This is a genomic window from Faecalibacterium sp. PGM34 (assembly GCF_054456555.1).
In genome coordinates, this window is sequence record NZ_CM136898.1 from 1,518,249 (window position 1) to 1,543,879 (window position 25,631).

Annotated in this window: 23 protein-coding genes, 5 tRNA genes and 2 pseudogenes; 19 read left to right on the forward strand and 11 right to left on the reverse strand. The window is 56.9% G+C overall.

The window, feature by feature from the left end; all coding sequences use genetic code 11:
• Window positions 1-12: 12 nt before the first annotated feature.
• The 4 genes and pseudogenes from ACXPUX_RS07090 to ACXPUX_RS07105 all read right to left on the reverse strand — a co-directional run.
• The gene (locus tag ACXPUX_RS07090) at window positions 13-231 is read right to left on the reverse strand and encodes a hypothetical protein (protein ID WP_458831093.1); all 219 of its coding nucleotides are present in this window, start codon (window positions 229-231) and stop codon (window positions 13-15) included.
• A gap of 15 nt (window positions 232-246) precedes the next feature.
• Entirely contained in the window at window positions 247-561 is a 315-nt protein-coding gene (locus tag ACXPUX_RS07095) for a helix-turn-helix domain-containing protein (RefSeq protein WP_458831095.1), read from the reverse strand.
• Window positions 562-1,063: 502 nt separating this feature from the next.
• Window positions 1,064-1,427, reverse strand: a pseudogene (locus ACXPUX_RS07100) (ParB N-terminal domain-containing protein); the annotation flags it as partial.
• A pseudogene (locus ACXPUX_RS07105) lies at window positions 1,427-1,543 on the reverse strand (plasmid mobilization protein); the annotation flags it as partial. The pseudogenes ACXPUX_RS07100 and ACXPUX_RS07105, both read right to left, overlap by 1 nt.
• Before the next feature lie 607 nt (window positions 1,544-2,150).
• Here ACXPUX_RS07105 and ACXPUX_RS07110 point away from each other — a divergent pair.
• The 8 genes from ACXPUX_RS07110 (at window position 2,151) to ACXPUX_RS07145 (ending at window position 9,175) form a co-directional block, all read left to right on the forward strand.
• On the forward strand, window positions 2,151-3,074 hold the full coding sequence (locus ACXPUX_RS07110; protein ID WP_458831097.1) for an ABC transporter substrate-binding protein: 924 nt from the start codon (window positions 2,151-2,153) through the stop codon (window positions 3,072-3,074).
• Window positions 3,075-3,145: 71 nt separating this feature from the next.
• A complete protein-coding gene (pelG, locus tag ACXPUX_RS07115; protein ID WP_458831099.1) occupies window positions 3,146-3,835 on the forward strand; it encodes an exopolysaccharide Pel transporter PelG in 690 nt (229 codons plus the stop codon).
• Window positions 3,836-3,848: 13 nt separating this feature from the next.
• Window positions 3,849-5,651 carry a CotH kinase family protein gene (locus tag ACXPUX_RS07120; RefSeq protein WP_458831100.1) on the forward strand — a complete coding sequence of 601 codons (1,803 nt, stop codon included), beginning with the start codon at window positions 3,849-3,851 and terminating at the stop codon, window positions 5,649-5,651.
• Window positions 5,641-6,432, forward strand: coding sequence for a polyphosphate polymerase domain-containing protein (locus ACXPUX_RS07125; RefSeq protein WP_458831102.1), 792 nt, complete (start codon window positions 5,641-5,643; stop codon window positions 6,430-6,432). Before ACXPUX_RS07120 ends, ACXPUX_RS07125 begins: the two co-directional genes overlap by 11 nt.
• Before the next feature lie 22 nt (window positions 6,433-6,454).
• Entirely contained in the window at window positions 6,455-7,120 is a 666-nt protein-coding gene (locus ACXPUX_RS07130; RefSeq protein ID WP_458831104.1) for a DUF4956 domain-containing protein, read from the forward strand.
• A gap of 52 nt (window positions 7,121-7,172) precedes the next feature.
• The gene (locus ACXPUX_RS07135; protein ID WP_458831106.1) at window positions 7,173-8,471 is read left to right on the forward strand and encodes a DUF4832 domain-containing protein; all 1,299 of its coding nucleotides are present in this window, start codon (window positions 7,173-7,175) and stop codon (window positions 8,469-8,471) included.
• 62 nt (window positions 8,472-8,533) lie between these two features.
• Window positions 8,534-8,701, forward strand: coding sequence for a class I SAM-dependent methyltransferase (locus tag ACXPUX_RS07140; protein WP_458831184.1), 168 nt, complete (start codon window positions 8,534-8,536; stop codon window positions 8,699-8,701).
• Between the two features lie 201 nt (window positions 8,702-8,902).
• Window positions 8,903-9,175 carry a DUF6110 family protein gene (locus tag ACXPUX_RS07145; protein ID WP_458831186.1) on the forward strand — a complete coding sequence of 91 codons (273 nt, stop codon included), beginning with the start codon at window positions 8,903-8,905 and terminating at the stop codon, window positions 9,173-9,175.
• 262 nt (window positions 9,176-9,437) lie between these two features.
• Here ACXPUX_RS07145 and ACXPUX_RS07150 read toward each other — a convergent pair whose 3' ends face one another.
• The 6 genes from ACXPUX_RS07150 to ACXPUX_RS07175 form a co-directional block, all read right to left on the reverse strand.
• Window positions 9,438-9,704: a hypothetical protein gene (locus ACXPUX_RS07150; protein ID WP_458831108.1), complete on the reverse strand. Its 267-nt coding sequence runs from the start codon at window positions 9,702-9,704 to the stop codon at window positions 9,438-9,440.
• Window positions 9,705-10,050: 346 nt separating this feature from the next.
• Window positions 10,051-10,125: transfer RNA gene (locus ACXPUX_RS07155), tRNA-Cys, on the reverse strand.
• Window positions 10,126-10,154: 29 nt separating this feature from the next.
• Window positions 10,155-10,230 (reverse strand) — tRNA-Gly (locus ACXPUX_RS07160).
• 168 nt (window positions 10,231-10,398) lie between these two features.
• Window positions 10,399-10,472, reverse strand: a tRNA-Asp gene (locus ACXPUX_RS07165).
• 29 nt (window positions 10,473-10,501) lie between these two features.
• Window positions 10,502-10,577, reverse strand: a tRNA-Gly gene (locus ACXPUX_RS07170).
• A gap of 32 nt (window positions 10,578-10,609) precedes the next feature.
• A tRNA-Phe gene (locus ACXPUX_RS07175) sits at window positions 10,610-10,685 on the reverse strand.
• A 336-nt stretch (window positions 10,686-11,021) separates the two neighbouring features.
• On the opposite strand from ACXPUX_RS07175, the gene ACXPUX_RS07180 reads away from it, so the two are divergent.
• The 5 genes from ACXPUX_RS07180 (at window position 11,022) to ACXPUX_RS07200 (ending at window position 18,328) form a co-directional block, all read left to right on the forward strand.
• A complete protein-coding gene (locus ACXPUX_RS07180; RefSeq protein WP_458831109.1) occupies window positions 11,022-13,013 on the forward strand; it encodes a DNA gyrase/topoisomerase IV subunit B in 1,992 nt (663 codons plus the stop codon).
• A 137-nt stretch (window positions 13,014-13,150) separates the two neighbouring features.
• Window positions 13,151-15,400, forward strand: coding sequence for a DNA gyrase subunit A (locus ACXPUX_RS07185; protein WP_458831111.1), 2,250 nt, complete (start codon window positions 13,151-13,153; stop codon window positions 15,398-15,400).
• 268 nt (window positions 15,401-15,668) lie between these two features.
• Window positions 15,669-16,154, forward strand: coding sequence for a 23S rRNA (pseudouridine(1915)-N(3))-methyltransferase RlmH (gene rlmH / locus ACXPUX_RS07190; protein WP_015537770.1), 486 nt, complete (start codon window positions 15,669-15,671; stop codon window positions 16,152-16,154).
• A 177-nt stretch (window positions 16,155-16,331) separates the two neighbouring features.
• Window positions 16,332-16,751 (forward strand): response regulator, encoded by a 420-nt coding sequence (locus ACXPUX_RS07195; protein ID WP_458831114.1) that lies wholly within the window; start codon window positions 16,332-16,334, stop codon window positions 16,749-16,751.
• A 155-nt stretch (window positions 16,752-16,906) separates the two neighbouring features.
• On the forward strand, window positions 16,907-18,328 hold the full coding sequence (locus ACXPUX_RS07200) for a glycine--tRNA ligase (protein ID WP_015537773.1): 1,422 nt from the start codon (window positions 16,907-16,909) through the stop codon (window positions 18,326-18,328).
• A gap of 143 nt (window positions 18,329-18,471) precedes the next feature.
• On the opposite strand, the gene hisS is transcribed toward ACXPUX_RS07200, so the two are convergent.
• Entirely contained in the window at window positions 18,472-19,713 is a 1,242-nt protein-coding gene (gene hisS / locus ACXPUX_RS07205) for a histidine--tRNA ligase (RefSeq protein WP_458831116.1), read from the reverse strand.
• 347 nt (window positions 19,714-20,060) lie between these two features.
• On the opposite strand from hisS, the gene ACXPUX_RS07210 reads away from it, so the two are divergent.
• From ACXPUX_RS07210 to ACXPUX_RS07235, 6 genes are all read left to right on the forward strand, one after another.
• Window positions 20,061-21,068, forward strand: coding sequence for an MFS transporter (locus ACXPUX_RS07210; protein WP_458831118.1), 1,008 nt, complete (start codon window positions 20,061-20,063; stop codon window positions 21,066-21,068).
• Between the two features lie 329 nt (window positions 21,069-21,397).
• Window positions 21,398-22,099: an iron-sulfur cluster assembly scaffold protein gene (locus ACXPUX_RS07215; protein ID WP_458831120.1), complete on the forward strand. Its 702-nt coding sequence runs from the start codon at window positions 21,398-21,400 to the stop codon at window positions 22,097-22,099.
• Between the two features lie 18 nt (window positions 22,100-22,117).
• Window positions 22,118-23,116 carry a GGGtGRT protein gene (locus tag ACXPUX_RS07220; RefSeq protein WP_005935035.1) on the forward strand — a complete coding sequence of 333 codons (999 nt, stop codon included), beginning with the start codon at window positions 22,118-22,120 and terminating at the stop codon, window positions 23,114-23,116.
• A 109-nt stretch (window positions 23,117-23,225) separates the two neighbouring features.
• Window positions 23,226-23,402, forward strand: a complete 177-nt coding sequence (locus ACXPUX_RS07225; protein WP_458831122.1) for a hypothetical protein — start codon at window positions 23,226-23,228, stop codon at window positions 23,400-23,402.
• A complete protein-coding gene (locus ACXPUX_RS07230; protein WP_458831124.1) occupies window positions 23,342-25,144 on the forward strand; it encodes a flavocytochrome c in 1,803 nt (600 codons plus the stop codon). The genes ACXPUX_RS07225 and ACXPUX_RS07230 overlap by 61 nt, the downstream gene beginning before the upstream one ends.
• Window positions 25,141-25,542: a NusG domain II-containing protein gene (locus tag ACXPUX_RS07235; protein WP_458827725.1), complete on the forward strand. Its 402-nt coding sequence runs from the start codon at window positions 25,141-25,143 to the stop codon at window positions 25,540-25,542. Before ACXPUX_RS07230 ends, ACXPUX_RS07235 begins: the two co-directional genes overlap by 4 nt.
• The last annotated feature ends 89 nt before the right edge of the window (window positions 25,543-25,631 follow it).

The window sequence follows — 25,631 nt, forward strand, 5'->3', positions numbered from 1 at the left end:
CTTGTGCTTGCTTCACTGCTTGGGCAGCCAGTCCATGAGGAACTCTGCCACCGTCACCGAGGACGGAATCAGAAAAGTGCCAGCTGCCAGTTCGTGCTCGATCTGTTTCTTACGGTTTGTTGCCTCCTCTTTGGTGGGAAAACTTTCCCATTTGTCGCAGCTCTTGCCGTGCTCATCTTCGTAGGTGTATCGGACGCTGTAAGAGTTGCCACGTTTCGTAATATATGCCATACTGTTGCCTCCTTATCAAGCTGCCCGGTTGAGCCACGCATCGAAACCGTCTTTCGGGATGCGGATGCTTCCGCCTACCCGCAGGACACGGAATTCGGTGGTGCTGTTGCACAGGTTGTAAGCAGAGCGCAGGCTGATGGCCAGCATTCGTGCGATCTCTTCCACCGTGTACACCAGCTTTGTGGTTGCCGGGCTGTCAGTCGGAGACTTGACGGCATTGGTTTGAGTGACCATCTCCATTGTAGTTGTGGTTGAGTCCTTTTGCAAGGTCTTATTCGTATAATCTTTATATTTCACATCTTCGGTCATGTCAGGCCGATTCAAATTCATAGGCAAGCCTCCAATTCCTTGTGGCCGGGTGTTTTTTTCACCCGGCAATTTTTGCTTTCCGACATTTTTGGGTTAGGAACCGTCTGGCAGCTTAGGCAAGTATCTCATCAAAAATCAAAGTCCTGCTGAATCCGCCGGACGGCGACTTCCAGCGCGGAGTAGTTGATTCCAGAGTAGTGTGAGTAGCTCGACTGCGGAGCGGGACGGTCTTCCGAGTGCAGAATCTCGTGCACGATCTGCTTGCGGTTCGGAAAATCAGCTCTGGCAAGGCGGTGCATATCGGCATCACGGACTTTGAATTGCCCAGACAGAATTTTCTCCTGCATACCGGGCATCATCTGTTCCATGATCTCTACACCGTGCATGAACTTTTCAGAACGGGCAACGTAGGATTCGCTGACATTGTTCCGCTCTGCAATCTGCTTGCGGATGCTCGCTTCCGCAGAGGTGGGAGGAATTGTGTCAAATTGACACAATTCCTCCGGGGCGGTTTTCTTGGCAGCAGCCGTGTGCTGGTTGTTGCCGTTTCCACCGGGCTTCCGATGCTCTACACTGTACTGTTTCCCAATGAGGAACTTTTTCTGCTCCGGGGTTAAATTGCGCCGTCCCAACTGGTTTTTGCAAATTCATGCGAGGACTTCTTCTCTGCTTTCAAACGGGAGCGGCATCGTGGAGAAGGAGATTTCGGGATGTTCCTGAACGATTTCATAACGATTGTGGCCGTCAACGAGGGTGTTATTCCAGACAATCAAAGGAGAGATCAGCTTGCCCTCTTTGAGGATATTTTCTTCAAGCTGATGGAATTCATCATCGGTCAGCGGCGGAATCTGGGACTGGAACTCCGGGTCAATTTTCAGATTGATCATTTGAGTTCCAGTTTTTCATTTTTCGTTACACGGAACTTGATGACGTGCGTTTTGTTGTTCGGCGTGTCGTGGTGCTTGGAATTTCTAGGGGTCGGTTGAACATTCGTTTTGGTCATTGTACCTCCTGTCTGTTCGATAACTCCTCGGTGAAGTTATGTAAAGCACGACACGCCGTTGCTGTTCGCACCATCAGGTGCGAACCATGAGCAGGGTTTGGGGTGGGACCGCGCTTGCGCAGCGCAGCAACAAAAGCCCCAGTGAGGCTTTTGAGCGACCGAACGGTCTTGCGTTAGCAAGATGGAGGGGGCTCCGCCCCGACAAGTTCTACAAATATTTCCGAATTGTTAAGACGCAAAAATAAGTAGAGAGTTCCACTGCTCATGTATGTTGATCGCCGTTTGCTCCGAACGCAGTTCCTGCCCCTGTTTGTGCAGCGGCGTTGTCCGGCTCGCCTACGGAAAGTGTGAGGTCATGGCACGGTATCACGTTCAGACGGTTTATGTAAGATTCAAGGTACAGTATGAAGAAAGCCGGGTGCAGTGCGGGCACTACGTCCTACTTCTTTCAAGCACAAGAATAACACCTTTATGTTGTACTGTAAACAACTATAAATAAAATTCGGAGAATTGTACAACCACATAAGGTTCTATTTGTAAAAAAATACCACCCACGCAGCGCAGCGATGATTTTGTCGGGTGAAGTAACCGCGCTTATAACGGCACCGTGTACGGCATCCCCTCCACCGGCAATGCACAGGGCATCGTCTACAACAAGAAGGTCTTTGAGGCTGCCGGCATCACCACCCTGCCCAAGACCCCGGACGAGTTCCTGGATGACCTGCAGAAGATCAAGGACTACGATCCTTCCATTGATCCCCTGTACACCAACTACGCCGCCGGCTGGACCATGACCGCATGGGATGCTTACACCAGCGGCGGCGCAACCGGCGACCCGAACTGGATGAACATTACCATGCCCCAGACCAAGGATCCGTTCCAGAAGGGCATTCTGGGTGCGGACGATATGGGTCCCTACGCTGTGTACTACATCCTGTACGAAGCAGTGAAGCGCGGCCTGACCGAGGCCGACCCCACCACCACCGACTGGGAGGGCTCCAAGCCCCGCATCAATAACGGCCAGATCGGTGCCATGGTTCTGGGCAGCTGGGCCATCGTGCAGATGCAGGCCGCCGGTGACCACGCCGACGACATTGGCTATATGCCGTTCCCCATCACCGTCAAGGGTACCCAGTACGCCAGCGCAGGTGCAGACTACTGCTTCGGTGTGAACAAGAACACCACCGATGACAAAAAGCTGGCTGCCATGCTCTACATCAAGTGGCTGACCGAAAGCTCCAACTTTGCTTATGATCAGGGCGGTGTGCCGGTGCTGAAGAGCCAGGAATACCCCGATACTCTGAAGGCATTCGACGGCATCGACCTGATCGAGGATGCCCCCGCCCCCGCAGAGCTGGCAGACCTTGCCACCGAGGTACAGCAGGAGGCTGAGCTGATGCTGAATGCCGACCAGACCCACGTCATGCGTGTGGTGGAGGCTGGCATCAACGGCGACGAGACACTGGACGACATCGTGGCCGACTGGAACGCTGCATGGAATGCAGCTGTGGATGCCTGCGCACCGCAGTAAGCGATCTATCGTAAGGAATCAGCAGGGCGGGCCCGTGTCCGCCCTGCTTTTGGTGAAAGGAGGTCTTTTATATGGCATCTTCCGCAACTGTATCCGCGCCTAAAAAGCGCAAGAGCTTCAGCGAATACTTCCACAGTATGCGCGGGCAGCAGCTTATCGTCACGCTGGTGTTCCTGTTCGTTCCGCTGGTACTGCTGTTCATGTTCACCTACCGGAACTACTACAGCCTGTTCAACGATGACGGCGTTGTGGGCGATATCGTCACAGCAGAGGAAGAGATGCTGGCTGTGCTGAACCGGGAACTCCGGTTCACTGCCCTCAAACAGCTGTTCGTCACAGCGGCGGTACTTTCACTGGAGAACACTCTGCTGGCTCTGCTGCCTCTTGGGTTCAACGACCTGATGCACGGTTACTTCCGCACCCTGTGTGTAGGGTACGGCCTTTACGCCGTGGGCAACACCATTCTGATGATCCTGCTTTACTTTACGGATTACGGAGGGGCTGTCGCAGCAGCCGTGGTATTTGCTGTTTCTGCCAGCGGGCTTACAGCGCTTTCCATGGCGTTTGACCCTGTGTTTTATGGGTTCGGCTTTCTGATCGGGGCGGCACTGTTTTATCTGATCACGCTGTTCCGGTTGGATGCCTTTACGGCCAACCTGCCTTACCGGGTGTTGGGGCAGCAGCCGATTGTGGCAGAAACAAAAGCCGGGCGCTTCACCCGGCTGGGGCTGTTCTTGGAACATAAAAAGGGAAAGCTTTGAGAGGAGAAGGCAAATGAAGAATAGAGATCTGATCCCGCGCCGCAGGGTGTTGGGGCTGGGAGTGGCGCTTGCCGGGCTGTGTGCAGGCTGCGCTGTGCTGCCGGCCGGGAGTACAGAGAGCGCTGCCAGTTCACAGACAGCGTCTGGGAATAAAGCAGCGGACAAGGTGGAAAAGGCTCCGCTGGAGGATATCAACAGTGTCCACCTGCGGGATAACCCGGAACTTTACACGGTCTACGATGACAGCGGCGTGGTGATAATGTACCTGACCGTGAGCCGGGGCAATGACAGCGAGAACACCAACCACAGCTGGGCGGAGATCAACCATTATTCGGTTTACGATTATGAGACCATGGGTGTGCCACGCTATCAGGTCAATGCCCTTTTGCAGGTGGGCGATGAAAATGGCCCTCTGCCCGGTGAACTGGGCTATGCGGTGGAAGCCCCCAACGCCACAGTGCAGATCCGCGGTCAGACCTCCAGCCGAAATAGCCAAAAGAACTATAAGATCAAACTCAAGAAAAATAAAGGCAGCTGGCGCGGTCAGCGCACCATCGCTCTGAACAAACACATGGGCGAGGGACTGCGGTTCCGCAACAAAATGGCCTATGACCTTATTAAGGGAATCGACCAGATGATGGGACTGCGCACCCAATTTGTCCATCTTTATGTGAAAGATCTGACCGACAGTTCCAGCGGTGTTTTTGAAGATTATGGCCTCTATACGCAGGTGGAACAGCTGAACAAGACGGCCCTGAAAGCCCATGGACTGGATTCCACAGGGCAGCTGTACAAGGTGAATTTCTTTGAATTTTACCGCTATGAAGATGCCATCAAGCTTACCACCGACCCCACGTTTGATCAGGCGAAATTTGATTCTTATCTGGAAACGAAGGGCAGCAGCGACCACAGCAAACTCATTGAGATGCTGGAAAAGTTGAACGATGAATCCCAGCCGATGGAAAAGCTGCTGGAAACATATTTTGATGTGGAGAATATTGCCTACTGGATGGCATTCCAGCTATTGATGGGCAATGCCGATACCCAGAGCCGCAACATGTATCTCTATAGTCCGCAGAATTCGGATACCTGGTACATTCTGGACTGGGATAACGACGATATGCTTCGCCGTAAAGAGCGCGAACTCATCCGCTTTACAGATGCTGAAAGCTGGGAGTGGGGCATCAGCAACTACTGGTGCAATGTGCTGTTCCGCCGCTGCCTTCAGACCGCGAGCTATCGGGAGGTATTGGATACCGCAGTACAGGAACTGCATGATTATTTGAATGCCGACCGGATCGAGGAGATGACGGCGCATTACCGCACCATCACCGAGCAGTACATCTGGCAAATGCCGGACATGGAGCATCTGCCCCTTACAAGAACGCAGTATAATACGGTGGCGCAGGCACTGCCGGAGGAAATTGAGGAAAATTATCAGCAGTACCCGGAGGGCTACTATTACCCCATGCCGTTTTACATTGGTACGCCCTCCCTCCAGAACGGCGTGCTCCAGCTGAGTTGGGACCCGTCCTATGATTTTAATGCCGAGGATATCGTCTATACGGTGGAACTTGCCCGGGATTACCAGTTCCGGCAGGTGCTCTACCGGCAGGAACACGTTGTGCTGCCCGTAGCGCAGGCAGAGTCTCCCGGTGCAGGCCAGTATTTTATCCGGGTGCGGGCTACCAACGCCTCCGGCTATACGCAGGATGCGTTTGATTACTATGTCATCGATACCGGCAAGGTGTATGGCGTCAAATGTTTTTACATCCAGCCGGACGGCACCGTGGTGGAGGATATCTATGAAGAATGAGTCCGCGCTCTGGCAGCAGTGCTTGGAGTGGGGAAAAGAACTGCTGGCCCCGCAGCCCCGCAACGATACGGAAGCCTACCGCCACGAGCTGAAATATCTGATCTCCTACGCGGACAAGGCAGAGCTGACTGTGCGGCTGTCTCCGGTGCTTCATCTGGACCCTCACGCGCAGCAGGGCGGGTACTTCATCCGAAGTCTGTATTTTGACGATTATTGGAATACTGCTTACGAGGAAAAAGATGCCGGTGTGCTGCTGCGCAAAAAGTACCGCATCCGCATTTATAATTGCAGCGACCGCAGCATCAAGCTGGAACGAAAGAAAAAATTCGGCAGTTACATCTATAAAGAAGCTGCACCTTTGACCCATACAGAGTTTGATGCTATTCTTGCCGGAGATTATGCCTTTTTGCTGCACAGTCCCCACCGTTTGTGTCAGGAGTTCTACACCGAGTGTGTATGCAATGTGCTCCGTCCCCGGGTCATCGTGGATTACGACCGAGAACCGTGGATCATGGACGCCGGCACGGTGCGTGTTACATTTGATCAGAATGTCCGGGCTGCTGTGGGCAGCTGGGATATTTTTGATCCTGCGCTTCCCACCCTGCCGGTGCTGGAGCCGGGCAAACTGGTCATGGAAGTTAAATTTACAGAGTATCTGCCGCAGATCGTGCGGGACATCCTCCCGCCCCGCGCGCAGGAGCTGACTGCCGTTTCCAAGTATGTGCTGTGCTGCGATAAGACCGCATATCGGCACGGGTTTGAATACTGGAACGAAACCTGAGAGAAAAGGAATACAATGAACCATGAGCACAAAAGACTTTATCAAAAAATCTGTCCTGAATGCCTTTATCCAGTACGATGCGCCTAAGCTTGCGGTGGCGCTGCTGGCGGCGCTGGCGCTGGGCATCCTTATTTATCTGGTCTACCGCAAATTCTATACGGGCGTAGTATACTCCCGCAGCTTTGCGGTAACGCTGGTGGGAATGTGCGTGCTTACCTGCATGGTCACACTGGCCATCAGTACCAACGTGGTCATCTCCCTTGGTATGGTGGGCGCATTGTCCATCGTCCGCTTCCGCACCGCAGTCAAGGACCCGCTGGATCTGTTGTACCTGTTCTGGTCTATCACTACGGGCATCACGGCGGGCGCCGGAATGTATGCACTGGGGCTGGTCACGGCGGCTGTCATGATCGCCATGATCTATTTGTTCTCCCACTGGCAGGCTAAAGGCCGGGTGTACATTGCGGTGATCCACTATGTGGGCGCCGATGCCGGAGACGATATCGTCCGGGCACTGGGACGCATCAAGTATGCAGTCAAATCCAAGACCATGCGGGGCGAGAACACCGAGATGGCGGTAGAGGTATTCTGCAAAGACCCCAATATGGAATTTGCAGACCGTATCCGCGCTGTAAAGGGGGTACAGGATGTCACCCTTATCCAGTACAACGGGGAGTATCATGGGTAAAATTTCAAGGATCCTGGCGGCAGGGATCTGTCTGCTGGGGATGGGAGCTGCAATGATCGCATCGACCACAAAAACAAGAACCTATGCTGCGGATGACGGCGCATTTCCGAATGCTCAGATCGGTTACGCACCGATGCTCGATACCGCAGAGGCTGGCGATGCAACGCTCCGCTATCTGGAACTTACATGGCGGGAGGCAGAGCCGGAAGAGGGCGTTTATGCGTGGGAGACGATCAGCGAAAAATACGGCTTTGCCGCGCTGCGGGAGCAGGGGATCCATCTGGTGATCCGCTTTGTCTGCGATGTGCCGGGACAAGAGACGCATCTGGATATCCCGGACTGGCTTTATGCGCAGACAAAGGATGGCAGCTGGTACGATACAGATTATGGAAAAGGCTATTCTCCAAACTATGCCAATGTGGTGTTCCGGGCTGCGCATCACCGTGTGCTTTATGCGCTGGCGGAGTTTTTGGGCACGGATGGTTTTGTTTCCTATGTGGAGCTGGGCAGCCTTGGCCACTGGGGCGAGTGGCACATCAAAAGTGAAGATGGCCTGGTGGCCATGCCGGACGAGACGATCCGGGACGAATATGCCGCAGATTACCTTGCCGCTTTTCCTACGGCGAAACTGCTGATGCGCAGGCCGTTCCGCTTCGCGGCAGAACAAAACCTCGGCCTTTATAACGATATGACCGGCGAGGAACAAGACACCATGGAGTGGCTGGGATGGATCGCAGAGGGCGGCTGGTACGGCAATGAACCCGATGCGCTGACGCCTATGCCGGATCTCTGGCAGGATGCCCCGGTGGGCGGCGAGTTCACCAGCAGCCTTTCCATGGAGGATATGCTGGAGCAAAATCTTCCCCGCACGCTGCACCTGTTGGAAATGTCGCACATGAGCTTTCTGGGCCCAAAAACGGCACCGGTAAAGGATACAAAAGGATATAATGCCGTGCTGAAGCGGTTGGGCTATCGGCTCCGGGTAACAAAGCTAAAGCTGATCCTGTGCGCAGACGGCGTTTCCGCAGAGCTGACTGTGGCAAACGAGGGCGCAGCACCGTTCTATTGGGATTGGCCTGTGAATCTTTATCTGGAGGATGCAGCAGGCGGCACTCTGTGCACGGCGCGTCTGCCGCTGTCCCTGCCGGAGCTGATGCCGGGGAAGAGCCAAAAAGTATCGGTCACGCTGGAAGGGGCAGATGCACAGGAACTGCTTTGCGGAGGGTGGAAGCGTTTATTCCGCAGCCCAAAACATCTGACGATTGGAATCGTGGATCCAATGACGAGCCGTGATGCAGTACGGTTTGCCATGAAGGCGGCACGGAAAAACGGAAGAACGATTTTGCTGTAAGCTGCTGCGCAAAAAGTAGAATTTCATAAGACCTGATTTTTGGTGTGCGGCCACTCAAGCCGGTGGGGGATGCGGGCGCACTTCCGTATGCGGACGGCGCGTTTGATATTGTTTTGTCTTTGAACGGCTTTCACGCGTTCCCGGATAAGGAGGCTGCTTATCGGGAGGTTTTCCGGGTCTTGAGACCCGGCGGACTCTACTGCGTCTGCGGGTACAGAAAGAAACGGTAACGGAGGCTGAAGAACCGGTACATCGGCGAATTGCGCTTGCGGGATGGAATACAGCTGCTAATAATGTTAACGTGACCTAACATCGTCGAAAACTATTGAAAAAGCCCGAAAGCGTGCTACAATACAGAGATAAAGAGCCTGCCCCGCTCCGGGCGCGGGCACACAGATGGAAAATACAGAAACGAGGGGTAAATATGTTTGATGCAAAAAAAGCTTGCACTGTTTTTGGGCGGTGTGGTGTTCGGCTCTGCCGGTTTCAAGGTGCTGTCCAGCAAGGACGCTAAAAAGGTCTACACCCAGACCACCGCTGCGGTGCTGCAGATGAAGGACTGCACCATGCAGACCGTGAATAAGGTGCAGGAAGAGGTCGGCGATATCCTTGCCGATGCAAAGGCCATCAACGAGAGCCGCGCTGCCGAGGCTGCACAGGAGGTCATCGAGGATACGGCTGAAGAAGAGCAGACCGCAGAGTGATATGTCGCAACGGAGCCGCCGCTTAGGCGGCTCTTTTTTACGCAGAGGGGTAAGAAAAGCAATGAAATGTACGATCTTACATGAAGGCAAGCCTTTACCGTGAAAATGGTACGCCGGAGCGTCCGCAGACGCTCCGGCGTACCGAAATTATAAATAGTTTTTCCGCCGAAAATGCCCAGAGCATAGCGGAGGGCATTCAAAATCGTCCTAGTCAATAAAGGAGACTGATGCACAAATACTGTGCAGCGGCCTCCTTTTTGTTTCAGATAAACCGGCAGAAGCCCAGCCAGCAGCCCAGCAGGAAAAAGAGCAGCGCCTTGCCCAGCACCGGCAGCCACGGGTGCTTGCAAAGAGCCAGATCCCACCGGTGGATGTTCTGCTTGGGGCAGGTGTCCACGCAGGCTTCACAGGCGATGCACTCCCCGCTGCGCAGGCTGGTTTCCTCCAGCTTCAGGCACACCGGGCACTGCTGTTTGCAGGCGTTACAGCCCGGGAAGCAGCCCTCGCAATGGCAGAAAACCGTTGCCATATAGTTAGCCACTCCTAACATTGCGCGCAAAGAAAAACCTGCGGGGCGAGACCCCTCAGATGGTTAGGATAGGCTAATTGACAAAATTTAAAATAGCACGCATACAGAATGTTGTCAAGAAAAAACTGGAATGTTTATGAGCGCTAATTTTCCGGCAGAAGGTGCCGCCCGTATTCCTTGTGGTGGAATCTCTTTGCAAAGGTCGAGGACACACGGCTGCCGTCTATATCGGAAATGAAAAATCCGGCACCCCAAGAAGTACAGGCTAAACAGTCAGAGGCCTTGCGGTCGGCAGGGAACAGCACAAAACAAAAAATCCCGGAAGCCGAAGCTTCCGGGAATCTTTTGGAGGTGACGACCAGATTTGAACTGGTGGATGAGGGTTTTGCAGACCCTTGCCTTACCACTTGGCCACGTCACCATATAAGGGAGTGATGAATACCACTCCAATGGAGCGGCCGACGAGGCTCGAACTCGCTACCTCCACCTTGGCAAGGTGGCGCTCTACCAGATGAGCTACGGCCGCATATTCGGTGCATTTGTCCCTGCACCCTCCCGAGCGATTCTTGCGAATTTCGGGGCCCCCGCGAAAGCTTGCGAAGCAAGATTTTGTGGGGAAGAGGAGGAATTTCAGAGTTTGTTACGGCGGTCTTACTTGTAAGACTGCCAGACAAACGACTGACATTCCGACGAGCGACCCGGATCGGGCTCGAACCGACGACCCCCAGCGTGACAGGCTGGTGCTCTAACCAACTGAGCTACCGGGCCATACCGGAGCAACTAATGCTGCTCCTTAATGGAGCGGCCGACGAGGCTCGAACTCGCTACCTCCACCTTGGCAAGGTGGCGCTCTACCAGATGAGCTACGGCCGCATATTGGGAAACCCTGATGGGTTTCCTCGACGTGGTGCCTCCGATCGGAATCGAACCAATGACACGGGGATTTTCAGTCCCCTGCTCTACCGACTGAGCTACAGAGGCGCACCGGACGATGATTATTATACCTGAAATTTCGATTTTGTAAAGGGGTAAATGCAAACTTTTTTGAAAAAATTGAAAAGTTTTTGCTTTATGACGTCTCTGCGCACAAAATAAGAACGACTTTTTTCGCGGTTTTCGCGCCGGAGGGCTGCACGGGGAAAGATAGAAAGAACATTTGACAAGTTTTACAACCTATGGTTTAATAAAAGAAAAGAACACAGGCGCTTATGCCCTTAGAGATGCTGTTATATTTCTTATATAATAGATAGGGCGGGCGCTTGCTTTGATTACAGGACGTCCTGCGCGGCACAGCTGCGGCGGGACGGGAGGAGCAGCATGGCAAGAAAACAGGAATATGGCAACGAGAGTATTACCTCGTTAAAGGGCGCCGACCGTGTGCGCAAGCGCCCGGCAGTCATCTTTGGCTCAGACGGTGTGGAGGGCTGTGCCCACTCGATTTTTGAAATCGTGTCCAACTCTATCGATGAAGCCCGCGACGGCCACGGCGATACCATCAACGTGACCCGCTGCAAGGACGGCAGCGTCATTGTGGAGGACTTTGGCCGCGGTATGCCCGTGGACTGGAACAACGGCGAGGGGCGCTTCAACTGGGAACTGCTGTTCTGCGAGATGTACGCGGGCGGCAAGTACGGCGAAGGCGAGGATAACTACGAGTTCAGCCTTGGCCTGAACGGTCTGGGTCTGTGCGCCACCCAGTACGCCTCGGCGTGGATGACCGCCGATATCTACCGTGACGGCTATCACTACCACTTGGACTTTAAAAAGGGCGAGAACGTGGGCGGCCTGCAAAAGGAGCCTTACAAGGGACGCCGCACCGGCAGTATTATCCACTGGAAGCCGGACGATGAGGTGTTTACCGATATCGATGTGCCCGGCAGCTACTATAAGGATGTGCTGCGCCGTCAGGCTGTGGTCAACGCCGGGCTTACCCTCAACTTTACCGATGAAAAGGAAAAGGACCCCGCCACCGGCAAGCCGTGGCACGAAAGCTGGTGCTACCAGAACGGCATCGCGGACTATGTGGCAGAAGTAGCAGGGGAGGACACCCTGACCCCCGTGTTCAGCTGCGAGAGCGAGGCCGTGGGCCGGGACCGCGATGACCAGCCGGACTACAAGGTGCGCATGAGTGCGGCTTTTTGTTTCTCTAATAAGGTACAGCTGCTGGAATACTACCACAACTCTTCGTGGCTGGAGCACGGCGGCAGCCCGGAGCACGCGGTGCGCACCGCCTTTGTCTACCAGATCAACAAGTACCTGAAGGAAAAGAACCTGTACAAAAAGGGCGAGAGCGCCATCAGCTTTCAGGACGTGCAGGACTGTCTGGTGTATGTGTCCTCCAGCTTTTCCACCCGCACCAGCTACGAGAACCAGACCAAAAAGGCCATCACCAATAAATTTGTCTCGCAGGCCATGACCGATTTCCTTAAGCATTATCTGGAAGTGTATTTTCTGGAAAAGCCGGAGGAGGCCCAGAAGATCTGCCAGCAGGTGCTGGTGAACAAGCAGAGCCGCGAGCACGCGGAAAAAACGCGACAGAGCATCAAAAAGACGCTCTCTACGCAAATCGACTTAGCCAACCGCGTGCAGAAGTTCGTGGACTGCCGCACCCGGGATGCCGCCCGCCGCGAGCTGTATATCGTGGAGGGCGACTCGGCTATGGGCGCGGTCAAGTCCAGCCGGGACAGCGAATATCAGGCCATCATGCCCATCCGCGGCAAGATCCTGAACTGTCTGAAGGCGGATTATGCCCGCATCTTCAAATCGGACGTCATCGTGGACCTCATCAAGGTGATGGGCTGCGGTGTGGAGCTGGGCGGCAAGCACAACAAGGAGCTTGCTACTTTCAACCTCGAAAACCTGCGGTTCAATAAGATCGTCATCTGTACCGATGCCGACGTGGACGGCTACCAGATCCGCACCCTTGTGCTGACCATGCTCTACCGCCTTACCCCCACCCTGATCAACAAGGGTTATGTGTATATCGCGGAGTCGCCTTTGTATGAGATCACCACGAAGGACCGCACTTATTTTGCTTATACCGAGCCGGAAAAGGCCGCTTTTCTGGAAAAGATCGGGGACAAAAAATACACCATCCAGCGCTCCAAAGGCTTGGGCGAGAACGACCCCGAGATGATGTGGCTGACCACCATGAACCCGGAAAGCCGCCGCCTTATTAAAGTAATGCCCACCGATGTGGTGCAGACCGCGCAGGTGTTCGATATCCTGCTGGGCGACAATCTGGCAGGCCGCAAGGAGCATATCGCCCAGCACGGCGCAGAGTATCTGGATGATCTGGACGTGTCCTGACAAACAGAACGATACCGTGCCAAAGCCTTCCCCCGGACGGGGAAGGTGGCGAGTTTACGAGCCGGATGAGGGCGTGGGCAGCAGCAATGCTTCTCAAAGGCCTGAATCACGGCCTCTGGACAGTATGAGGAAACACAATGGCAAAAAAATCGACCAAGAAAACCTTAAAGCCGGTGCGCCCGCAGCTGGGCGACGGCGTTGAAATTTTAAACGCAGGCAGCGTGCTGGAGGATCCCATTACCCGCACGCTGGAAACCAACTATATGCCCTACGCCATGAGCGTCATCGTCAGCCGCGCGCTGCCGGAGATCGACGGCTTCAAGCCGGCGCACCGCAAGCTGCTGTACACCATGTACGAGATGGGTCTGCTCAAGGGCGCACGCACCAAGTCTGCCAATGTCGTGGGCAGCACCATGCACCTGAACCCCCACGGCGATGCCGCTATCTACGATACGATGGTGCGCATGGGCCGCGGCAACGAGAGCCTGCTGGTGCCTTTTGTGGACAGCAAGGGCAACTTTGGCAAGGCGTACAGCCGCGATATGTCCTGCGCTGCCGCCCGTTATACCGAGGCAAAGCTGGAAGGTGTGTGCGAGGAGCTGTTCCGGGATATCGACAAAGAGACCGTGGATTTTGTGCCCAACTACGACAGCACCACCACCGAGCCTACCCTGCTGCCGGTCACCTTCCCCACCATTCTGGCCAACAATACGCTGGGCATCGCGGTGGGCATGGCCTGCAACATCTGCTCCTTCAATCTGGCAGAGCTGTGCGCCACCACCGTGGCGCTGATGAAGGACGAGCACCACGATATCGGCACCACCATGCCTGCCCCGGACTTTGTTGGCGGCGGCCAGATCTTGTACGATGAAGCGCAGATGCGTGAAATTTACGAGAACGGCCGCGGCAGCGTAAAGGTACGTGCCCGCTACAACGCAGTGCCCGGCGAAAATATGATCGAGGTTACCCAGATCCCGCCCACCACTACGGTGGAGGCCATCATGGACAAGATCGCGGAACTGGTCAAGACCGGCAAGGTCAAGGAGATCAGCGATATGCGCGATGAGACCGACCTGAACGGTCTGAAGCTGACGCTGGATCTCAAACGCGGCGTGGATGCCGACAAGCTGATGGCAAAACTGTTCAAGGCCACCCCGCTGGAGGACTGCTTCAGCTGCAACTTCAACATTCTGGTGTCCGGCCAGCCCCGGGTCATGGGCGTGCGGGAAATTCTGAAGGAGTGGACGGCGTTCCGTGTCGAGTGCGTGCGCCGCCGCACCTACTACGACCTGCACGGCAAGGAAAAGCGGCTGCACCTGTTGCAGGGTCTTGCCGCCATCCTGCTGGATATCGACAAGGCCATCCGCATCATCCGCACCACCGAGGAGGAGACCGAGGTGGTACCCAACCTGATGATCGGCTTTGGCATTGATGAAGTGCAGGCAGACTATGTGGCAGAGATCAAGCTGCGCCACCTGAACCGGGAATACATCCTCAAGCGCACCGGCGAGATCGAGCAGCTGGAAAAGGACATTGCCGACCTGAACGATGTGCTGGCAAAGCCTGCCCGCATCCGCCGCATCATCATCAATGAACTGAACGATGTAGCGAAAAAATACGGTAAGCCCCGTTGCAGCGAAATTTTGTACGACCTGCCCGAGGAGGAGGCCGCCGCCGAGGAGGAGACCGTGCCGGACTACCCGGTGACCGTGTTCTTTACCCGGGAGGGCTACTTTAAAAAAATCCCGCCCCAGAGCCTGCGCACCGCCGGTGCTCACAAGCTGAAGGAGGGCGACGAGATCGTCCAGCAGCTGGAGACCCGCAACAACGTGGAGGCGCTGTTCTTTACCGACAAGCAGCAGGTGTACAAGGTGCGTCTGGCAGAGCTGGAGGACGGCAAAGTGGCCCAGATGGGCATCTTCATCCCGGGACGGCTGGGCATGGACGAGGGCGAAAACGTGCTGAGCATGGTGATCACCGGCGATTACAGCGGCTTTATGCTGTTCTTCTTTGCCAGCGGCAAGTGCGCAAAGATCCCGCTCAGCTCCTACGCCACCAAGCAGAACCGCCGCAAGCTGCTGAAGGCGTACAGCGATAAGGAGCCGCTGGCCATGATGCTCTACCAGCCGGAGGAGACCGAGCTTGCCATCCGAACCAGCGCCAGCCGGATGCTGCTGGTGGGTACGGCGCAGATCGCCGCCAAGACCACCCGCGACAGTCAGGGTGTGGCGGTAGTTACCCTGAAAAAGAACCAGACCATCGCCTCGGTGGTGCCGGCAGATACCTTGGAGCTGGCGAATCCCCACCGCTACCGCGTGCGCAGCCTGCCCGCCACCGGTGCGCTGATCCGCGCCGAGGACGAGGGCGAGCAGATGAGCCTGCTTTGATTGGCAGACGGCGGGGAGCTTTCCTTCGCAAATGAGCCCGGAACCCCCTGTTCCGCCCCAGTGCTGCGCACCGGGGCCCCACTTCGCCGGAATTTGCTCAGGAAACTCCCCGCTGCCTTTCCGAAAAGTCCCCTCTTGTGAAAATAGGGGAAACGGAGCGCCCGTAGGCGTGCCGTTTCACCGAAAACAAAAATATTCTTTCCGCTGTTATTGTCAGAGCGAAGCGGAGACAATTTTAAATCGTTTATCCTGAAAAGAGGAAGCTATCATGCAAAATATCGACCTGATCTGTGTGGGCAAGCTGAACGCCAAATATTTCGCCGAGGGCGTGGCAGAGTACCAGAAGCGTCTGGCGGCCTTTGCCGCCTTCCGCATCCTTGAGCTGCCGGAGGAAAAGATCGAGGAGAAAAACGCCTCGGACGCCGTGGTGAAAAAGGCGCTGGATAAGGAGGGAAAAGCCATCCTTTCCAATGTGCGCAAGGGGGCTGCTATCGTGGCTATGTGCATCGAGGGCAAGCAGATCTCCTCCGATGAACTGGCGCAGTTTCTGGCGCAGCGCGCCGGCAGCGGGGCAGGGGATGTGGCCTTTGTCATCGGCTCTTCCCACGGCCTGTCCGACGAGGTGAAAAAGGCCGCTGCCCTCAAGTTCAGCATGGGGCGCATCACTATGCCCCATCAGCTGGCACGGCTGGTGCTCACCGAGCAGATCTACCGCGCCTGTACCATCAATGCAGGCATGAAGTACCACAAGTAAAATGTCATTTTTGGCTCCCGAAGCGTTCGCAGGCGCTCCGGGAGCTCTTTTTACAGAAACATGTAAAACCTGCCGGAAAAGCAATTTTTGGCTTTTCTTTTGGAACAGTTTTTATTATACTGATAGCGTGGAGCATTCTATTACAAAAAGCAGCAAAAAACACAGGATAGAAGAACCATGAAAAAACACCGAAGAGGACTGCGGCTGGCTGCCTGTCTGCTGGCGCTGTCCGAGGACAACGCCCTGAACATGGAGATCATGGAATTTTTGCTAAGCGATGTAGGCATAAAGGTGACCAAAGCCGCCGACGGACAGCAGGCGGTGGAGGCCTTTGCAGCCTCGCCGGTGGGCGGCTTTGACGCCATCCTGATGGATGTGATGATGCCGGTGCGGGACGGCCACGAGGCCACCCGCGCCATCCGTGCCATGGACCGTCCGGACGCAAAGACTATTCCCATCTTTGCCATGACGGCCAACGCTTTTGTGAAGGATCGCAACAGGGCATTGGAAGCCGGCATGAATGAGCACCTGCCCAAGCCCATTGACCCGGATACTCTGTACCGCCTGCTGGTAAAATACCTGACAGAGCGCAGCTGAACTGTCTGCCGGGCTTTACAAGCGGGGCAAAACATGGTACAGTAAATATACTGTGCTTGCGCAAGCCACAAGCACGCCCGGCGGTGGGAAAAGCCGCCGGAACACAACACGATACGACACGGCAAACCAGCCGCGGACGGAAAGGATGTACTACAATGGAACAGAGCGAAAAGACCCTTGACATGATCGTCAATCTTTGCAAGAACCGTGGTTATGTGTTCCCCGGTTCCGAGATCTATGGCGGTCTGGCCAACAGCTGGGACTACGGCCCCCTTGGCGTGGAGTTCAAGAACAACGTCAAAAAGGCATGGCTGAAAAAGTTTGTGCAGGAAAGCCCCTATAACGTGGGTTTGGATGCTGCCATCATCATGAACCCCCAGACTTGGGTGACCACCGGCCATGTGTCCAGCTTCTCGGACCCCCTGCTGGACTGCCGCGCCTGCAAGGCACGCCACCGCGCCGACAAGCTGATCGGGGAGGAGCACCCCGAGGTGAACGTGGACGCCATGAGTTTTGACGAGATGGATGCTTTCATCGCAGAGCACGAGGATATCGTCTGCCCCGTGTGCGGCAAGCACGATTTTACCCCCATCCGCAAGTTCAACCTGATGTTCAAGACCGCCATCGGCGTGACCGAGGATAGCTCCTCCACCTGCTATCTGCGTCCCGAGACCGCACAGGGCATCTTTGTCAACTTTGCCAACATCCAGCGCACCACCCGCCGCAAGCTGCCCTTTGGCGTGTGTCAGGTGGGCAAGGCCTTCCGCAACGAGATCACCCCGGGCAACTTCACCTTCCGCACCCGCGAGTTCGAGCAGATGGAGTGCGAGTTCTTCTGCAAGCCCGGCACCGATCTGGACTGGTTTGCTTACTGGAAGGACTACTGCGAGAACTGGCTGCTGAGCCTTGGCATCAAGAAGGAACACCTGCGCCTGCGTGACCACGAGCCCGCAGAGCTGGCCTTCTACAGCCGTGCTACCACTGATATCGAGTACGCCTTCCCGTTCACCGACTGGGGCGAGCTGTGGGGTATTGCAGACCGTACCAACTACGACCTGACCCGCCATCAGGAGGCCTCCGGCAAGAGCCTGGAGTACTTCGACAGCGAGACCAACGAGCACTACATCCCCTACGTCATCGAGCCCTCTCTGGGCTGTGACCGCGTGGCGCTGGCCTTCCTGTGCGAGGCTTACGATGAGGAGCACCTGACCGACAGCAAGGGCAAGGAGGATGTCCGCACCGTGCTGCGTCTGCATCCGGCTCTGGCTCCCTACAAGTGCGCCGTGCTGCCCCTGAGCAAGAAGCTGGGCGAGAAGGCTATGGAGATCCGCAACGAGCTGAGCAAGTATTTTATGGTGGATTACGACGATACCGGTTCTATCGGCAAGCGTTACCGCCGCGAGGACGAGATCGGCACCCCGTTCTGCATCACCGTGGACTTTGACACCGTGGGCGATGAGGCCAAGGGCATTGCTGCCGACAACTGCGTCACCGTCCGTGACCGCGACACCATGGAGCAGGTGCGTATGCCCATCAGCGAGCTGAAGAGCTACATCGAGAGCAAGATCGAGTTCTAAAAAATACACTATCATGCAAAAAAGCAGCCCCATCGGCACTCCGGCGGGGCTGCTTTTCTTATATCATGACGGCTGAAAAAAGTGGGGCAGAAACGTCCGCAGACGTTTCTGAGCCACAAAATTATAATTGTCAGGCGGGCAGCTTACTGCTGGGCGAAGATCTTTACCTCGTCCTTGTCCATAAAGGCTGCGCCCGCAAAGCCTGCGGCTTCCAGCTGACCCAGCTGCTTGCCCAGCTTTTTGCCCTGCGGCAGCACGGTGACGTTGTACTGCTCGCGCAGCGCGGCGGCCTTGCTCAGCACGGCAGGGAAGTCAACGTCCTTGCCGTACAGCAGGGCGATCTTCTGCTTTGCGCCGGGGATCTGGTAGCCCTGCTCCAGCAGAATGCCGCACACCCGCTCGAAGCCGATGGAGAAGCCCACGGCGGGCACCTGCACGCCAAGGAACTTGCCCACCATGTTGTCGTAGCGTCCGCCGCCAGCCACAGCACCGCTGAACTGCGGGCAGGTCACCTCGAACACCATGCCGGTGTAGTAGCCCTGACCGCGCACCAGGCTGGGGCAGTAGACCACCTGATAGCGGCCGGCAGCCAGCGTGTTGGCGGTGGCCAGCACATATTTCAGGTCATCGGCAATGGCGGGGTCGGCGCAGCGGGCAGCCACAGCGTCCAGCGTTACGTCCCCGGCGGCAATAAAGTCTGCCAGTGCGTGGATGGCACTTTCCGGCAGCTGCTTTTCGGTCAGCTCGGCCTTCACGCCCTCGGCACCGATCTTGTCCATCTTGTCAAAGGTGATGCAGACGGAATCCAGCGTGTCGGCGGCAAAACCCATGCTCTCCAGCATCCCGCGCAGGATGCGCCGGTCGTTGATGTTAACGGTAAAGCCGGTAAAGCCGATGTTCAGCAGTGCGCGGGTGGTCACGTCGATCAGCTCCACCTCGGCGTTGGGGGAAGCATCGCCCAGAATGTCGATATCGCACTGCACGAACTCGCGCAGACGGCCCTTCTGCGGGCGCTCGGCGCGGAACACCCGGTCGGTCTGGATGACCTTGAAGGGGTTGGGCAGCTTATCCTTGTTGGCAGCGTAGTAGCGGCTCAGCGGCAGGGTGAGGTCGTAGCGCAGACCCATGTCGGACAGCTGCTTGGGGTCGCCGGTGTTCAAGGCGGCGGTCAGTTTGTCGCCGCGCTTGAGCACCTTGAAGATCAGGTTCAGGTTGTCGCCGCCGTCGGACTTGTCTAGATTTTCCATATTCTCCAGCATAGGCGTGGAGATGCGCTCGAAGCCGGCAGAGCGGTAGGTCTCCAGAATCTTGCCCTGAATGTAGTCGCGCAGGGTCTGCTCAGCGGGCAGTAGATCCCGCATACCCTTCAAAGCCTGTGTTTTCATAACAGTAATTCCTCTCTATCTGTAAATTGTACCCGCCCGCGATGCCTGAAAAGGGGCGGGAGTGTTTTTAACTCAGTACTTTACCATTATAAAGGATAATGCCGGATTGTCAATCCAAATGGGCACACTATCGCAAATTGCACAAATCTTTGAGGTGAAAGTATGAAGCAGCAGTTTGCAGCAAAACACCCGTGGACGATTCTGGCTGCGGGGGCAGCCATTCAGGTGCTTACCGGTTTACCGGCGGCTTGGGGCGTCTTTCAGCAGCCGGTCATGGAGGAATACGGCCTTTCGGAGCAGGGGGCAGGCTACGCCTTTGCCCTGCTTATTGCCGCCTTTGGGGTGGGGTGTGTGCTGGGCGGCTTTTTACAGGATCAAAGGGCCCGCGCTGCGCGGCGCTGTGGGGCACAGCCCTGCTCTGCGGCGGCTTTTTTGCGGCGGCCTTTCTGCCGGGCTGGGCAGGGTGGGGGTTCTTTCTGGCCTTCAGCATCCCGGCGGGGCTGGGCACGGCCTTTTTGTACCCCTCTATCCAGTCCTGCGCCCAAAAGTGGTATGCGGGGCGCAAGGGACTGGCAACCGGGGTCATCGGCGGGGCAGTAGGACTTTCCGGTGCGTTCCTTACGGTATTCGTCCGGGCGGCGCTGCGGGGCTTTGGCCCGGTGCAGGGCATCCGGGGCGCGTTCTGGGCATTGGGGGCGCTCACCTTGCCGGTGTGCCTTGCGGGCAGTGCGGTACTCAGCGATCCGCCGCAGAAAAAGCAGCAGCCAAGCGGCAAAAACACCCTCGACCTCTCCCCGGGGCAGATGCTGCGCACAAAGCAGTACTGGCTGTGCGCGGGCGCGGTGTGCTTTTCAACCCCGGCGGTGCTGCTGTTCAGCCCTATCATCCTAAAGCTGGGCATGGAGCGCGGGCTGGACGAGACTGCCGCACTGTGGAGCATCGTACTGGGCAGCGTGGGCAGCGCCGCGGGACGGATGCTGATGCCCATGCTCAGCGACCATATCGGACGCCGCGCCACCGACCTTGGACTGTTTGCAGCTTCGCTTGGGCTGTCAGCGGCGTTCTGGGCGGCGCAGGGCTGGTGGGTGGTGGTGTGCTACGCCGGGCTCACCTTCTGCTACTCGGCGCTGGCGGCGGTGCTGCCCGCCCTTTCCACCGATCTGTTCGGCCTGCCCCATGCAGGGGTGAACTATGGCTTTCTGGCTTTGGGGCAGAGCGTGGGCAGCCTTGCGTTCCCCTTTGCAGCTAACTTGCTGGCGCTGGAAAACGGGCGGCACCTGCTTGCCATGGCCGGTGCGGCGGCGGGTTTTGCGGCCATCTGGGCGCTGCATCCGGTGCAGAAAGACCCGCGCTGAAACGCGCAAAAAGAAAAGGCTGAAAAAAGTTTGCCGGTGCTTACGGCAGAATTGACAAAAACTTGACGACTGTTTTGTGTAAAGCGGTGGAAATGACGGTTAGCGCCGGATGACCGTAAAACCCGGCTGTACTTTTTGCAGGAAATGACTTGCAAAATTCGTCCGTTTTCTCTATAATAAAATCATGCGTGGTAGTACCGGTGCAGGCGCTGAAAGAGAGCAGCGCACCCGGTTCGGATGCAAGCAGCAGAGAGCAGCAGTTGTGCCGGCAGGGCGCGGCGGCGGTTTTATGCTGCCAAAGCGACATTTGTCAAAAGGAGAGTATGATTATGACCTATTCGCAGCAAGTACAGAATATGTGCCCGATCACCAAAGGTCCTAAGCATGGTCCGGCTCCCATCCCCGAAGAGGGCGCATGGGTCAAGGCCTATGAGGTCAAGGACATCAGCGGCTACACTCATGGTGTGGGCTGGTGTGCACCCCAGCAGGGCACCTGCAAGCTGTCCCTGAACATCAAGAACGGCGTCATCGAAGAGGCTCTGGTGGAGACCATCGGCTGCTCCGGCATGACCCACTCTGCTGCTATGGCAGGCGAGATTCTGCCCGGCAAGACCATTCTGGAAGCTCTGAACACCGACCTGGTGTGCGACGCTATCAACGTGGCTATGCGCGAGCTGTTCCTGCAGATCGTCTACGGCCGCAGCCAGACCGCTTTCTCTGAGGATGGTCTGCCCATCGGCGCAGGTCTGGACGACCTGGGCAAGGGTCTGCGCTCCATGACCGGCACCATCTTCTCCACCAAGGAGAAGGGCGTGCGCTACCTGGAGCTGACCGAGGGCTACATCAACAAGCTGGCAGTGGACGCTAACGATGAGGTCATCGGCTATCAGTTCGTCAAGCTGGGCAAGATGATGGAGGATATCCGTCACGGCAAGACCCCCAACGAGGCTTATGAGAAGAACGTGGGTACTTACGGCCGCTTCAGCAAGGAGCAGGGCGCTGTGAAGTACATCGACCCGCGTGAGGAATAAGAGAGGAGGAACAACTCAATGGCAACTTTTGAATCTATGGATCGCCGTATGCCTAAAATCGAGGCATGCCTGAAGGCTAACGGTCTGGAGTCTCTGGACGCTTGCAACGAGATGCTCCTCGCTAAGGGCATCGACTGCGACAAGATCGTCCGCGGCGTGCAGCCCATCTGCTTTGATAACGCTGTCTGGGCTTACACTCTGGGCACCGCTATCGCTGTGAAGCGCGGCCTGACCGATGCTGCCGAGTGCGCAGCTGCCATCGGTGAGGGTCTGGAAGCTTTCACCATCCCCGGCTCTGTTGCTGAGCAGCGTCAGGTCGGTCTGGGCCACGGCAACCTGGGCGCTCGTCTGCTGAGCGAGGACACCACCTGCTTCGCTTTCCTGGCAGGCCACGAGTCCTTTGCTGCTGCTGAGGGTGCTATCGGCATCGCCCGCACCGCAAACAAGGTCCGTAAGACCCCCCTGCGCGTCATCCTGAACGGTCTGGGCAAGGATGCAGCTTACATCATTTCCCGTATCAACGGCTTCACCTATGTGCAGACCGAGTACGATATCCCCACCCAGACCCTGACTGTGGTCAAGGAGATCCCCTTCTCCGAGGGTGAGCGCGCAGCCGTTAAGTGCTACGGCGCGAACGACGTTATGGAAGGCGTTGCCATCATGAAGAAGGAGGACGTGCAGTGCTCCATCACCGGTAACTCCACCAACCCCGTCCGCTTCCAGCATCTGGTTGCCGGCACCTACAAGAAGTGGGCTATCGAGAACGGCAAGAAGTACTTCTCCGTTGCTTCCGGCGGCGGCACCGGCCGTACCCTGCATCCCGATAACGTGGCTGCAGGCCCCGCAAGCTACGGCCTGACCGACTCTCTGGGCCGCGTGCACGGTGATGCTCAGTTCGCAGGCTCCTCTTCTGTGCCCGCACACGTTGAGATGATGGGTCTGATCGGCATGGGCAACAACCCCATGGTCGGCGCTACCGTTGCCTGCGCTGTTGCTGCAGCTCAGGCCAACGCCTAATCCTTTCCTAAGTTTCAGCGAGGGGGAGCTGCTTTCCGAATGAGCAGCTCCCCCTTTTTTGCTGATAGATATCCGAACACAAGCAACCCAAAGTAAGAAGGAAGAAACAATGAAAAAGAATCAAATCCGCAAGAGCGTGGCTGCACTGGCCATGGCGGCTGTTGTAAGCGTCAGCCTGCTGGGCTACGGCTGCGGCAGCAAGCCTGCCTCCTCCACCGCAGGGGCGTGTCCGGCGAGTTCACCGGCACCGCCAAGGGTATGGGCGGCGATGTTACCGTCACTCTGACTTTGACCGACGGCAAGATCACCGGCTGTACCGCCGAGGGCAAGGACGAGACCCCCGGCATCGGCACCATGGCTCTGGAGCAGCTGCCCGGCGCGATTGCCGAGAGCGGCAGCATTGCCGTGGACGGCGTGGCCACCGCAACCATCACCTCTGACGCCATCAAGGAGGCTGCTGCTGCCGCTCTGGTTGCAGCCGGCCTGAACGCTGATGACTATAAGACCGAGGTCAAGGCCGACACGACCAAGGCCGAGGACTCCACCATTGACGCAGACATTGCCATCGTGGGTGCAGGCGGTGCAGGCATGACTGCTGCCATCACGGCTGCTGCCGAGGGCAAGAGCGTGGTCATTCTGGAGAGCCAGCCCATGGTGGGCGGCAACTCCGTGCGCGCTACCGGCGGCATGAACGCCGGCAAGACCGTGTATCAGGACGAGAACGAGTTCGGCGAGTCCGCAGGCGTGGAAAAGACCCTCAAGACCGCTGCCGAAAAGTACGCCGACAACGCTACCATCACCGCTCTGGCAAAGACCGTCTCCGAGCAGTGGGCAGCTTATCAGGCAGACCCCAAGGGCTACTTCGACTCTGTGGAGCTGATGGAGCTGGACACCATGATCGGCGGCAAGGGCATCAACGACCCCGCTCTGGTGGAGACCCTGTGCTCCAACAGCGCTGACGCCATCGACTGGCTGGACGAGCACGGCATCACCCTGCACAGCGTTTCCAGCTTCGGCGGCGCATCCGTCAAGCGTATCCACCGCCCCGTGAATGCTGAGGGCAAGACCGTTTCTGTGGGCTCCTACATGATCCCCCTGCTGCAGGAGAACTGCGACAAGGCCGGCGTGCAGACCCTGCTGAACACCACCGCTACCGAGCTGCTGACCGATGCTAACGGCGCCGTTGTGGGCGTGAAGGCTACCGGTTCTACCGGCGAGACCATCACTGTGAATGCCAAGGCTGTGGTGCTGACCACCGGCGGTTTCGGCGCAAATCTGGACATGGTCACCGAGTACAAGCCCGAGCTGAAGGGCTTTATGACCACCAACGCCGCAGGCGCACAGGGTCAGGGCATTGAGATGGCTACCGCTGTGGGCGCTGACACTGTGGACATGGATCAGATCCAGATCCACCCCACCGTGGAGGCTAACACCGCTGCTCTGATCACCGAGGGTCTGCGCGGCGACGGCGCTGTGCTGATCAATGCCGAGGGCAAGCGCTTCATCGACGAAGTGGGCACCCGTGACGTGGTTTCCGCTGCCGAGATCGCTCAGACCGGCAGCTACAGCTGGCTGGTGGTGGATCAGGCTATGGTCGATGCTTCCAGCGTCATTCAGGGCTACATCAAGAAGGGCTACACTGTGACCGGCCAGACCTACGAGGAGCTGGCAAAGGCCATGGGCGTGGACGAGGCTGCTTTTGCCGAGACCATGAAGACCTGGAACGGCTACGTTGAAGCCAAGAACGACCCCGACTTTGGCCGCACCAGCTTTGCAAAGGCTCTGGATACCGCTCCCTACTACGCTATCAAGGTCACCGCAGGTGTGCACCACACCATGGGCGGCCTGAAGATCAACACCAACACCGAGGTGCTGAAGGCTGACGGCTCTGTGATCCCCGGCCTGTTCGCAGCAGGTGAGGTGACCGGCGGCGTGCACGGTGCAAACCGTCTGGGCGGTAACGCTGTGGCCGACTTTACCGTCTTTGGCCGCATTGCCGGTGCAGCTGCCAGCAAGTACGCTGCATGAGCATAAAGCAAAAAAGCTCTGACACCGCCGCCCCCAAGGGCAGCGCGTGGAAGAAAAATGTGATCTTTGCACTGGTGGTGCTGGCGCTGGCCGCAGGCATTTTTCTTGCGGTGCGGGCGCAGCACCCCGCCAAGGGCAGCGGCTTACAGGCCGTTGTGGATTTCGGTGACGGCGTTACCGAGACTTTACCTCTTGCGCAGGATCACGATTACCTGTACGAGGTAGGGGACTACATCGTGCACTTGCAGGTAAAGGATGGTGCCATCGCGTTTTTGGACAGTCAGTGCCCGGACCATGTCTGTGAGCAATTCGGCTGGCTGGACAAGGACGGCGCATGGGCCGCCTGTGTGCCCGCAGGGGTGTATGTGGTGGTAGAGCCCACCGCAGACGCAGGGTAAATTAAACAAAGGAAACGGCATCCGGGAGGAAACTTCCGGGTGCCGTTTTTGCATAAATAAAAGCCATTCTTTGTTAAAAAAGTCTGAAA